This is a genomic window from Bacillus tianshenii, from assembly GCA_020524525.2.
Classification (GTDB): Bacteria; Bacillota; Bacilli; order Bacillales; family Bacillaceae_N; genus Bacillus_AV.
On the sequence record CP129018.1, the window covers coordinates 493,204 to 505,348 of the forward strand.

A 12,145-nucleotide genomic window follows, 5' to 3' on the forward strand; every position below is an offset into this window, starting at 1 on the left:
TTATTTGAAAAAGAGGGATATCTATGGCATATGGTCAACATCAAAGTTTTTACTTACGTGACCGATGGTTAAGTAAAGCTTTTAGACATATAGAGAAAGATGAACGGTTTTTTTATGATGATGAAGCCTTTGAAAAAATTGGGCTTGGTAAAAATATGGTAAAGTCTTTGCGTTTTTGGGTGGTAGCTACAAATGTAGTTTCAGAGTCTTATAATGAACAACGAAAAAAAGTACATAGTATTACGAATTTTGGATACTTAGTAGAAAAGCATGATAAGTTTATTCAATTTAATGAAACAGCAGCTGTTCTGCATTATCATCTTGCAAAAGAAAAAGAGCCTGGGACCGTTTGGTATTGGTTTTTTAATATATTGAATGAAACGATGACCACGAAAGAAGAATTACATAACCTCTTTAAATACTGGGTGAATTTAAACGAAGAAAAAAAGGTTTCAGATAACTCTTTGAAACGTGATATTGATTGTTTGATAAAACTCTATACCTCTGGGAGTAGCTTGGATGATCCTGAAGAAGTAATTAGGAGTCCTCTTCAAAAGCTGGGTTTTATAAAAGAAAGAAAAGGTGTTATATATAAGCAAACTATTCGTAGTGAAGATATCGGGCTTTCTGCATTAATGTATGTATTGCTTGATTATCAAAGTAATAATGAAGTTGAGACAATAACTGTAGATGAAATTGCGTCTTCAGAAGGTTTATGGGGAAAAGTATTTTCAATGGACCGGAGCTCAATTATTGATGGGTTAAATCAGCTTGCAAAGCATCCTAAGTACCCGCTAGTATTTACGCGGACAAATAATTTGGATACAGTGCGTTTGCCTGAAATTAGTGCGCTTGGCTTTTTAGAAAGTGAATACATACGAAAGGTTGAAACGTTGATATGAGTTTTAAATCGAGTATAAATATTAAATTTGATTTAGGGAAAAGAGAATTTTTCGATCGTTATCTTCCTACTCCGGCACATGCAGAAGCACTGCAAGGTATATTGTCAGGGTTTAACAATAACGAAAGAAAAGCGCATATCATTTCAGGTCCATATGGTACAGGGAAATCTTTGTTGGGAACATTAATCTCAAGTATGACTTCTCAAACTATTGATGAGCAAGGGTTTGAGATACTGATTGATAAATTTAATAATGTTGATGATGCAATTTTTGATGAGCTGGTTAAAATAAGTGGAAGCAAACGAAATCACCTTCCAATTATCTTAAATGGAAATGAAGGAGATTTCCGAGAAGCTATATTATCTGCAATTATGAAAGCGATCTATCAACACGACTTAGACATTGTGATGCCTGGCGTTGCAAATAAAATATTAACTACGATTGAATTGTGGGAAGAACAATATCCTAAAACTTATAAACTTTTCTTAGCAAAGCTTAAAGAGCAAGGTAAAGATATCGCGGTATGGAGAGTTAATATTTTAAACCATGAAAGAAGTGAAATTGATTGGTTTAAGGATATTTTTCCTGAGCTAACTTCAGGTGCAGAGTTTGTAGCATCTCACTTAGAAAATAATTTTATTGAACAATTAGAATATGTTGTCAGTGAATTAAATCATTATAATATGGGGTTATTTATTGTTTATGATGAATTTGGTAGGTTTTTACAAAGTATTGAAGCAAATCAAGTTCATCAAACAATGCAAGATTTACAAGATATAGCAGAGTTAGCGGATCATACTACAACAAATAGCTTGCATATTATGCTTATTACACACCGAAATTTACGTCAATACTTTGCGAATTTTAATGAAGAGTTACAAAATGAGTTTCAAAGAATTGAAAAGCGATACCGTCTTTATTATATAGATAGTGATAATTCTACTTTTATAAGGTTGACTGAATCAATTCTTAAAAATTTAAAAATTAAAACACCTGAAGAAGTTAAAAACGAAATGAAGGTTTGGCTTCGAAAGTATCCTCTTTTTTCTGAGTTAAACCAGGTAGAAGTTGAAAAGCTTGTTATTAATGGAACATACCCTATTCATCCAGTTACATTGCATTTATTGCCTTATTTATCAAACATATTTGCTCAAAATGAACGTACGCTATTTACTTTTCTTGAAAGTAAGGGTTCTGGTGGATTAATGAATCATATTGAGAAAAGTGAAGGTTATTATTTACCGTATCAATTATTCACATACTTTTTTAACAGTATTGATGAATTTCTTAGCGATAATGATAACTCAGCAGAAATTTTAAAATTGTATCAAAGAGTTACAAACAGAGTTCCAAGCTTAAATGGAAAAAACAACGTGTCATTAAATCTACTTCGATTTATGACTTTATGGCAAGTTACTGGGATGCAATCAAGAATTAAGGTTACAGAAGAGTTTTTAAGTTTTGCATTGGAAAAAAGCATTGAAGAAATTCAAAGAAGCTTAAAGAATCTGATGGAGTATAAAGCTGTTAGGTTCAATCACACACTTGGATATTGGGAGCTCTTTGAGGGTAGCAGTGTCAATTTGGATGAGATAATACTTGAGCGTTTAAAGGATTATGAGCTTTCCACAGAGAACCGTCGAGTAATTTTAGAATCACTGTTAAATACAAAATACTTTTTGGCTAATCAATATAATGATGAGAAAAGTATAACAAGGTTTGCAGAAGTTAGAATAGTTTTTAGTCAAGAATTAAAAGAGGATACATTCAATCAAACAATTAGTAAAGATAAATTAAAAAGTGACGCTGTTATTTATTACGTGTTATGTGACTCTCATGATGAGGTTGCTACTCTACAAAATTTAATAAAGCATTACAGTGATGAACGTGTTTTCTTTAGTTTTACCAAAGCTCTGACATATGAGCAAATAAGTGAGCAAGTAAGAAATTATGAAATTCTAAGTTTTATGTTAGAAGATGAAGAGTTATTAAAGCAAGATAAACGAATTAAAGAAGAAATTCATTTGAAAATGGAAGATTTACGACATCAACTAAAGAAGTATTTGAGTGTTTATGAATCTTTCCACGGTGAATTAACTTGGATGCACAAAGGAAAACAAAAGAAGATAGAAAATCCTTTTGTTATGGAAAAAAAATTATCGGTATTAATGAATGAACTTTACCCATTAACTCCAGAGATTCGTAATGACTCTTTCAACCGTAGAACAATTAATAAGGTACAGCAAAAAGCTGGCTATAAAATAGTTGATTTTCTATTAAATAATTATAGGTTAGAAAACATCGGGATTACAGGAAACGGTCCTGAATATTTAATCTATGCTACTACTTTCAAAAACAATGGCGTGGATATAAATAATTTAGATTCTATCAAGTGTGTAGAGTTAGTAGAACTGCGAAAAAAATTATTGGGAATAATTGAAAATCAACCTTCAGGATCACTTGAAGACTTAGTGAGAGTGCTAGAAGATAAACCATTTGGTATAAGAAGACCGTTGGTTCCTATATTGCTTGTAGGATTAATTCGAGATAAGTGGGATCAGTTGCTTTTCTATAGAAATGATATGTATGTGACAGGGTTAAATGGCGAAACATTGTATCGACTTGTGGATGAAGCGACTGAATATCAATATCAATATTTTAAGTTTGATGAAAAATATATGTCTTTCTTTGAAAAGTTAGAAGAACAGTTCTCTTCTTATATTCATGAGTCAGTTATGGGAAGGCCAAAGGTTATACAACTAAGTAGTGCATTGTTAAGTTGGTTACGCAGCCTTCCGAGATTTACTCAAACAACCGAAAAGGCAAGAGAATCAGCTGTCGAATTTAAGAACATTGTTCGTTATACAGAGATTAATCCCCAAAAGGCAATGAGCGATTTGTTTGATTTATATCAATATGACTTTGGGGTGTTAATAGAAGAGAAGAATTATCTCGAAAACTATTTAGTTTATTTAAAAAATGAACTAGAAATAGAAATAATGCAAAATGCTCAGGTTGATAATTTTGTAGCATTTGTTAATTGGGCTGAAAATCAACCTTCTTTACAGCGTAAAAAGAGTCATTTGTTAACATCAATCCTCCAAGCTAATGAAGATACTTGGATTGATCTTACAGCTTATAATTTTGTAGGGGTCGGAATTGCTGAATGGTCAGACACAACTTTTGAGATGTTTAAGGAACAGTTATTAAGTGAATTTCAAGCAATTACAAAAGCAGATGATGAGGACGATAACTATATTAGACTTGCATTAGGGGATAAAGAAAAGTCTATTGCTAAAGTAGAATTATCTACAAAGTCGCAAACAATCTATAAAAATGTCCAGCGTATTATTAAAAATGCTGGAAGGACAGTTCCTAAAGATGAAGTTGAATATTTGATTTACTCTCTAATAGAGGAATTTGTAGAGTAGGAAGGTGTAAGTATTGGCTGAAGTTCAAGAAAGAAAACAAGTCCATATTGCTATGTTTAGTGGTGGAGCAGCAAGTGCCTATGTGGCGTATAAAATGGTTCAGACATATGGAAAGGAAAACTGCATTCTCTTTTTCACAAATACATTGTGGGAAGATGAGGATAACTATCGCTTTATGGACGAAGTTACTGAATATATTGGCGTTGAGATTACAGAGGTCATTGATGGGCGGACGCCAGAAGAAGTGTTTTATGACTATGGGTATCTTGGCAATTCTCGAGTAGCAAAGTGCTCAGAGGAATTAAAGGTATATCAAACCCTTGTGTTTCTTGAAGAATTAAGAGATAAGAAGAATTTAGAGCCCATTTTGTATTTCGGAATTGGTCCGCATGAAACACATCGTCGTGATAATTTAACAAACTTTTATGAGCATTATCCAATCGAACCAATCGAAACAAGGTTTCCATTGATTGACCAATTTAGAACGGATGTTGATTTAAAGGCGATTATTGAAAATGAATGGAAAATCAAACTACCACGTATGTATGACCTAGGCTTTTCACATGCAAACTGTGGAGGCAGATGCGTTCGTGGCGGTTATGGGCATTATGCTAGATTATATAGGGTTTGGCCTGAGCGTTATAAAGAACAAGAAGAAATGGAAGAACGTTTTCGTCAGCACTTTGATAAGAATGTTTCTATTTTGGAGAAGAACGGAAAATCATTCACACTAAAGGAATATCGTGAGCAAATGGAGAGAGAAGGCGTAGACAAGTATATCGATATTGTTGATAAGAAAATGCCATGTGTATGTTCGTTCTCATAAACAAGTAGCTTTTTTGACATAATTTTTGCGAATAAGGGAATGCTATTCACAAAATCTATGTCAAAAGGTGAAGCAAACATGATCCAACCCCGAAACGGACAAGCACCCAAAATCGGTCAAAGGGTACGTGTGTACAAGAATCTTCATAAGAATGTTTTCTCTATTCAAGATGCGAAGACGCGGCGTGTGATTGCGTATGGTGATGCGTTTTTGTTACGTGATGTGGAGATGAAGGTCAGTAAGGCAGGACAAGCCCGGGTAAGGCGAGAGAAGCGGAAGAACGTTCATGCGGTTTTAGTTGGGAGCTTTGCAGGAGAGGTCAGCGAACGGAGATTAGAGGTTGACGCGTTGTACTACAACCCTTATCGCACAGATTTATTTATAGAAGAAAAGTCGGGAAAACCCGTCCTCGGCGCAGAGTGCTGCCTGGCAGAGAACGGAAAGTGCTATGTTTCAGGGAAGGTTCACTATGCACAGTAATAGGCCTTTTCATACATTTGCGTATGAAGAGGTCTATTTTTATCTCGGGGCACTCTCTGTTAAACTATCATTAGAATCTAACGTTAAAGATAACAGGAGTGCTTTTGTGTGTTAACAACGAAAGAAATGTTTCTAATCAATGAGTATGTCCAGTCTCGGAATGGTGAGTCGTTTTCCTTAATGGCATTATGTGATTATTTGATCGGGAAAGGCTCAAGCAAGAAAAGCTATTCAACAGGCAAGCCGGTTTTGTATGGATATGTGGCGGTTTATTTAGAGGGACTGAGGAAGAAGTTTCGAACAGCTGAAGTGAAAGAGGATGAGCAGAAGCGGGATATTACGTATTTGTTTGAAGGGCAGCTTGAAGAGCTGCATATTCAGCATCCAGATGAACCACTTCGTCCTAAGGGTAAGCATAGCGAAGAGAAGAAGGAAGAAGCTGAGAAGGACGAACCAGAGGAAGGACAGCTATCGTTATTTTAAACAAAGAGAAGGCGAGAGGGGTGACCTTCGCCTTCTCTTTGTGCATCTTATGAAAATTCGATTCCGCCGTCGATCATGACAGATTGTCCTGTCATATAGTCTGAATCAGAAGATGCTAAGTACGAGACAAAGTTCGCGACATCTTCTGGTTCTTCTGTTCGGCCGAGTGTAATGCCTTCTGCGAATTTGTTGAATGCTTCGCCTGGCTTAAGGTCCATATATTCAACCATTTTGGCATCGATTCTGTCCCACATTGAAGTCCCGACGATACCAGGGCAGTAGGCGTTGACGTTAATATCAAATTGGGCAAGCTCCTGTGCGGCTGTTTGGGTTAGTCCGCGAACAGCAAATTTTGTAGAGGAGTAGGCGCCAAGCAGGCTATAGCCTTTATGGCCTGCAATGCTGCATGCATTAATGATCTTTCCACGTCCGTCTTGTTTCTTCATTTGTTCTGCGGCTGCTTGAAGGCCGTATAAGGTACCGAAGACGTTAATCTTGTAGATTGTTTCAAGGTCTTTCTCAGTTACTTCTAATAGCGGAGCTACTTGGTCAATTCCTGCGTTATTGACAAATACATCGACACGTCCGTATTTGTCGACGGTTTGTTTGACAAGTGAGAATTGATCATCTCTGTTGCTGACGTCTCCTTGAACGGCGAAGCTTTCTTTTCCTTGGTCTTGCAGTTCCTTTGCGGTCGCTTCTGCTGTTTCTTGATTGACGTCATTAATCACAATCGCAAAGCCATCATTGGCAAGTCTTTGTGCGATCCCTTTGCCGATACCTTGTCCTGAACCTGTGATAATTGCAACTTTCTTATCTGTCATTCTCCACCATTCCTTTCAATCAAAGATTCCACAAGAAAATCTTCCCGTCTTAAAAAGGTGTAAAACATAACGGTGGAACAGCTTTATTTGAATAAAAAAGAAAGTAATATACTAGAGGTTGAAGACTACGAAATAACATCTTAAAATAAACACATATTAAAAAATGGAGGTTTTTTGTTTGTTAAACTTATGTTTGGAGCTGGTTGAGTAACACTTTCTTAATGGACTTTGTTCATAAAGAAAGTGCCATTTATAGGGTCAATAAAGATAAGATTATTAGAAGAAAAGGAGACTATAAATGGATATATTGATTCGGCAAGAACGCAATACAGAAGATAATAAGACTGAGGAAATAATTAGAAGAGCGTTTCTAAATGAAGAATTTAGCGACCAGCAAGAACATCTACTTGTTAAGAGAATTAGAAAGTCAGATGCATTCATTCCTGAACTGTCCTTAGTCGCATTAACTCAAGACAAAGAGATTATTGGTCATGTCCTTCTGTCTAAAATAAAAATTGGTGACGCTGCGCATAAAGTTGATTCTTTGGCACTGGCCCCAGTTTCTGTTGCTCCTGAACATCAGAACAAAGGGATTGGAAGCAAATTAATTCAGACTGCCTTACAAAAAGCAACAGACCTTGGGTATCATTCAGTCATTGTTTTAGGGCATGAAGGTTACTATCCTAAGTTTGGGTTTAAACCCGCTAGCTTATGGAAGATCCAAGCCCCATTTGAGGTGCCTGATGAAGCATTTATGGCTCTAGAATTAACAGAGGGTGCTCTTGAAAATGTGCAAGGTGTCGTTTATTATTCCGAAGCTTTCTTAGAGTAAACGTTTCTAAAATAACAAAATGTCATGAAAAAGAGGTGGTCGTGAAAATGGTTTTATCACATTTTCTGCTGACCGCCTCTTTTTCTTGAATATCATATCCTCTTGTTCAGAAGCTTCCTTTCCTCTTTTTAGTTAAATTCCACATCAATTTTCTTCTTCGTATCAGGTGTGAGCTTAGGCATGCGTACTTCGAGGACGCCGTTTTTGTATGTTGCTTTGACGCCGTCTTGTGAGACAGGACTCGGCAGGGAAAGGGAACGCTGGAAGCTGCCGGCGTAGCGTTCTTTGCGGTACATGTTATTTTCGTTTGTTTCGGTTGTGCGGTTAACGGAACCGCTGATGCTTAAGGTATGATTGTCGACATTAATATGGACGTCTTCTTTCTTCTCCAGGCCTGGGATGTCGCATTTGGCGATGACTTCCTTTTCTGTTTCGTGGACATCGACACGGATACTGCCGAGGTGATTGTCACCCCAAGCTTGTGGAAGCTCTGAAAAGAATCGTTCAAAGTCCTTGCGCATATTGGCCCATTGTTTGAACGGATCGTACGGTGTTAGTGTCATCTTCATAACCTCCTGTTTATGTAATGCGAGGTTATTTTTTGCAATTAGAGGTGGATTATGCAAGTACCTGTGTCGCTCAAGAACTTCTATGTGGCAAAGACTTGCGGCATGAAGACGAACATAATCATGAGAATAATAAAGGTAATAGAAATAATTAAGCTAATAATGGCAAGTGGCTTCTTTTCTTGGCTGTTAAAGAGTGCGATTGAGCTGATGATAACGCTTGCAGGAGCCCCGACGAGAAAGAAGATGCGCATCATCATCATAAGCCAGCTCACTTGCGGAAGTGTCGGCAGGATGAACAGAAATACAATGAGAAGAATACTAAGCGTAAGGGCAGTATAGCTCAGCCAAGAATAGCGTTTTGTAGAAAAGAACATTGAATCACCTTCTTTTGTAGAAATCTCCTATACCATTCGTATGAAAGGGAGGAAGAACGGCTATACCGTCATAATCCCCAGAAAGAGGAAGAGTATTTATTGAGTAAAAAAATACCAGGCTGAATAAGGGCATTCAGCCTGGTATAGTGCTTGCATTATTGAGCTGTTTCGACTTCTGGCTCAGCTGGTTGTTCTTGTGGTTGTGCAGGTTGTTGTTGTGATTGGCCTGGCTGTGCAGGCTGTTGTGGAACTTCGATTTCTTGTGCGTTATTCTTCACTTCTTCTGGAATGCTTAAGTCTTCCACTTCGTTAATGTTCTTAATGTTTGATGTCATATGCTGGTTAATCTTCATTGTTTGGTCGTTTTGTGTGACAGACATTGTCATATCCATTTCAAAGCTTTCCGGTTGGAATGTTTCTTTGTTCAATGCATAAGAGTATTTGATTTCTTCAAAGTTCATTTGCTGCATCATTTGTTCGAAGTCTACTCCAGATGCGCCGCCTGGATTCATTTCTTTGACAAGGTCAACAAGCTTATCGCCGTTTCCAGTAATCTTAAGTACGTATGTGTCATCTGTTTCTTCAAGTGTCATTTCATCTGCGAATTGCTTCAGCATTTCAAGGTTTTGCACAGGGCTCATTGATTTTTGCTGCTCCATCATATCCTTCATGAAGCCTTGCTGTGCTTGTTTCATCTTAAGCCATTGACCTGACTGGGCATCTTTCATATACATGTACTCATCTGTCATGTACATTTCCATCTTTGGAATTTCCATTTCAGCTGATTGTGCGTCTGATTCCATTGTTTGATGGATAAGAAGCGGGTCAAGCTGAGATTTCGAGTTAATCTTCATGTTCATTTCTTGTGTTTCTTCACCAAACGTCATCTTCATATCCATTGAGCCGTCTAGCTCGAAGTTCTTCATATCCTGTGACTTTTCAGTTGCTTTCTTATATACATCTTCAGCTGTTAGTTTTTCTTCTTCTTTAGCCGCATTTTCTTCTCCAGCATTCTCAGAGCTATCTGTTCCTGCTTCCTGTCCACAGCCTGCTAGAAGAAGTGCAAATGCAATGCTAAATAATAAAGCCCATTTTTTCATGTTGCTCATTTCTCCTCTCAATACAAAATTTACCACTTCAAACATACTACTATAGATATCACATACTGCCCAGACCTAAACCCCTTTTTAAGAAAAAGGTCCTTTTTTTCAAGACTAGTCTTTGTTTGGCCTATAATAATGTAACGAACGAGTCGCATATAAAGTTTCATTTCTCTCCAGATTTCTGTAGAATCGTTAAATAGAAACAATGTTAGAAGAATTGAGGGATAAGGATGAAGAAACTGCTCATAGTGATGCTGGCAGGCTTATTCGTGCTTGCTGGATGTCAAAATAATGAGGATCAAACATTTAAAGAAAAATTATGTGTGCTCGTTTCACACATTGATGATTCGTGTGATGAAGCCTACCACTTTGATGCAGATGTACCGCTTGTTTTTTATAAAAATGAAAAGAAGGCATTGAACTTTGCGGTGCTGAATGAAGACGGGAATAAAGCATTGAAAACAGCCGGATTTCCAAAGGCTTTTCAAAGCATTGAAAGCGGAAAGTCCTTCGTATGGGATGAAAGTAATGTTGAAGAGCCAAATGTGTCAGTTGTGTTCGGCTTAGCTGATGATTCAGTGCATGGAATTGTCGTGGACAGTGAAGGCGGCATTCAGGCAAACCGTATTCGAATCAAAGAAAATTTATCACTGTGGTATGTCGTGAAGAAAGGCGAAGAGATGAATAGGCCAATCAAAGTCAAGGCGTTCGACCAGAACGGAGACGTGATTGAAGAGAGTTAAGCACAGCAGCTCGCTGTGCTTTTTCAACGTTGTAAAAGGATTTCTAAGCGAGAAGTCGAACATTATAAAAGAACCCCCTTTTATTTCCACACCTACGCTTCATTCACTTCCTTCAGAAGCGATGATTTTCCCGAATTTGTTGTATAATAAGAGAAAGGAGAAGTTGTTTATTGACAACTGTATATCAAGATCATGACCGTTGGTTTAAGGAACTGTTAGGCACGTTTTTTGAAGAGTTCTTCGCTGCGTTTTTTCCGCATGTGTCAGAGGCCGTTGACTTTGAAGCGACCACATTTCTGTCGGAGGAATTGTTTACGGACATACTAGAAGGAGAAAAGCGCCGTGTAGACTTATTAGCAAAGGTGCGCCTGCATCAGGATGAGGCAATTGTGATTATTCATGTTGAGCCGCAAAGCTATAAGCAGGAGGCCTTTAATGAGCGGATGTTTGTATATTTCAGCCGCTTGTACGAAAAGCACCGCAAGCCGATTCTGCCAGTTGCTGTGTTCAGCTATGATGAGAATTACGAAGAGCGGGATACGTTTGAGGTCATCTTTCCATTTAAAGAGGTGCTGCGCTTTGCTTTTGATAAACTGGAGCTGCGAAAGCTTAATTGGCGCGACTACTTGAAAGCCCCCAACCCAGCCGCGGCGGCATTGCTTAGTAAAATGAACTACAGTAAGGCTGAACGCGTTCAAGTGAAGAAAGAATTCCTGCGCATGCTTGTTAAAATGGAGCTGGATGACGCAAGAATGACACTCATTACAGGCTTTTTCGAGCGATATTTGAAGCTCAATCCGCAAGAAGAAACCGAGCTTCAAACCGAAATCACCACCTTACCCGAAGAAGAGGAGGAAGCTGTTATGAAGATTGAAACATCTTGGCATAAGAAAGGGAGAGAGGAAGGGATACAGGAAGGCAGACAGGAAGGAAGACAAGAAGGAAGACAAGAAGGATTGCGAGAAGGTTTGCAGGAAGGAAAGCAAGAAGGGCTGCGAGAAGGAATACAGGCAGTAGCGCGGAAGATGTTGCAAGAAGGTTTCGTTGTTGAGCAGATTATGAAGATAACAGATCTGTCAGAGGAAGAGATTGAAAAGCTTAAGGAGGAATAGCGTCTAGAGGGAGGAAGCTGTTATGAAGATTGAAACATCTTGGCATAAGAAAGGGAGAGAGGAAAGCCTACAAGAAGTAGCGCGGAAGATGTTGCAAAAGGGTTTGACAGTAGAAGAAATTAAGGAATTTATTGATTTGCCAAAAGAAGAGCTTAAGAAGCTTAAGGAGGAATAGCGTCTAGAGGAGGAAGCTGTTATGAAGATTGAAACGTCTTGGCATAAGAAAGGGAGAGAGGAAGGAAAGCAAGAAGGGCTGCGAGAAGGAATACAGGTAATGGCGCAGAAGATGTTGCAAGAAGGCTTTGCTGTTGAGTTGATTAAAGAAATAACAGACCTGTCAGAAGAGGAAATTGCGAAGCTGAAATAAGAAGGGGACGTTAAGAAGCACGCTTAGGCAATGAGAAGCTTAAGCGTGCTTCTTGTTTGGGCTTGTCGCCCCTGAACGAGCCGCCTCCGCTTTCGACGC

At 38.0% G+C, this 12,145-nt stretch carries 14 protein-coding genes; 10 read left to right on the forward strand and 4 right to left on the reverse strand.

Annotated elements, in window-relative coordinates:
- Positions 1–23 precede the first annotated feature (23 nt).
- From LC040_02385 to LC040_02405, 5 genes are all read left to right on the forward strand, one after another.
- The gene (locus LC040_02385) at positions 24–902 is read left to right on the forward strand and encodes a DUF4007 family protein (GenBank protein ID WLR51772.1); all 879 of its coding nucleotides are present in this window, start codon (positions 24–26) and stop codon (positions 900–902) included.
- Positions 899–4,333: a hypothetical protein gene (locus LC040_02390; GenBank protein WLR51773.1), complete on the forward strand. Its 3,435-nt coding sequence runs from the start codon at positions 899–901 to the stop codon at positions 4,331–4,333. The genes LC040_02385 and LC040_02390 overlap by 4 nt, the downstream gene beginning before the upstream one ends.
- Before the next feature lie 13 nt (positions 4,334–4,346).
- Positions 4,347–5,159 carry a hypothetical protein gene (locus LC040_02395; protein WLR51774.1) on the forward strand — a complete coding sequence of 271 codons (813 nt, stop codon included), beginning with the start codon at positions 4,347–4,349 and terminating at the stop codon, positions 5,157–5,159.
- 78 nt (positions 5,160–5,237) lie between these two features.
- Positions 5,238–5,639 carry a hypothetical protein gene (locus LC040_02400; protein ID WLR51775.1) on the forward strand — a complete coding sequence of 134 codons (402 nt, stop codon included), beginning with the start codon at positions 5,238–5,240 and terminating at the stop codon, positions 5,637–5,639.
- Between the two features lie 108 nt (positions 5,640–5,747).
- On the forward strand, positions 5,748–6,122 hold the full coding sequence (locus LC040_02405; GenBank protein ID WLR51776.1) for a DUF3895 domain-containing protein: 375 nt from the start codon (positions 5,748–5,750) through the stop codon (positions 6,120–6,122).
- 47 nt (positions 6,123–6,169) lie between these two features.
- On the opposite strand, the gene LC040_02410 is transcribed toward LC040_02405, so the two are convergent.
- Positions 6,170–6,946 (reverse strand): acetoin reductase, encoded by a 777-nt coding sequence (locus LC040_02410; protein WLR51777.1) that lies wholly within the window; start codon positions 6,944–6,946, stop codon positions 6,170–6,172.
- Positions 6,947–7,244: 298 nt separating this feature from the next.
- Between LC040_02410 and LC040_02415 the strand changes: the two genes are divergently transcribed.
- Positions 7,245–7,778 (forward strand): N-acetyltransferase, encoded by a 534-nt coding sequence (locus LC040_02415; GenBank protein WLR51778.1) that lies wholly within the window; start codon positions 7,245–7,247, stop codon positions 7,776–7,778.
- A gap of 128 nt (positions 7,779–7,906) precedes the next feature.
- On the opposite strand, the gene LC040_02420 is transcribed toward LC040_02415, so the two are convergent.
- From LC040_02420 to LC040_02430, 3 genes are all read right to left on the reverse strand, one after another.
- Positions 7,907–8,341 (reverse strand): Hsp20/alpha crystallin family protein, encoded by a 435-nt coding sequence (locus LC040_02420; GenBank protein WLR51779.1) that lies wholly within the window; start codon positions 8,339–8,341, stop codon positions 7,907–7,909.
- An 86-nt stretch (positions 8,342–8,427) separates the two neighbouring features.
- A complete protein-coding gene (locus LC040_02425) occupies positions 8,428–8,721 on the reverse strand; it encodes a hypothetical protein (protein ID WLR51780.1) in 294 nt (97 codons plus the stop codon).
- 155 nt (positions 8,722–8,876) lie between these two features.
- On the reverse strand, positions 8,877–9,821 hold the full coding sequence (locus LC040_02430) for a hypothetical protein (GenBank protein WLR51781.1): 945 nt from the start codon (positions 9,819–9,821) through the stop codon (positions 8,877–8,879).
- A gap of 233 nt (positions 9,822–10,054) precedes the next feature.
- Between LC040_02430 and LC040_02435 the strand changes: the two genes are divergently transcribed.
- The 4 genes from LC040_02435 (at position 10,055) to LC040_02450 (ending at position 12,046) form a co-directional block, all read left to right on the forward strand.
- Positions 10,055–10,567: a hypothetical protein gene (locus LC040_02435; GenBank protein ID WLR51782.1), complete on the forward strand. Its 513-nt coding sequence runs from the start codon at positions 10,055–10,057 to the stop codon at positions 10,565–10,567.
- A gap of 170 nt (positions 10,568–10,737) precedes the next feature.
- Entirely contained in the window at positions 10,738–11,679 is a 942-nt protein-coding gene (locus LC040_02440; protein ID WLR51783.1) for an Rpn family recombination-promoting nuclease/putative transposase, read from the forward strand.
- Positions 11,680–11,701: 22 nt separating this feature from the next.
- Positions 11,702–11,854, forward strand: a complete 153-nt coding sequence (locus tag LC040_02445) for a hypothetical protein (GenBank protein ID WLR51784.1) — start codon at positions 11,702–11,704, stop codon at positions 11,852–11,854.
- Between the two features lie 21 nt (positions 11,855–11,875).
- Positions 11,876–12,046 (forward strand): hypothetical protein, encoded by a 171-nt coding sequence (locus tag LC040_02450; protein ID WLR51785.1) that lies wholly within the window; start codon positions 11,876–11,878, stop codon positions 12,044–12,046.
- Positions 12,047–12,145 lie beyond the last annotated feature (99 nt).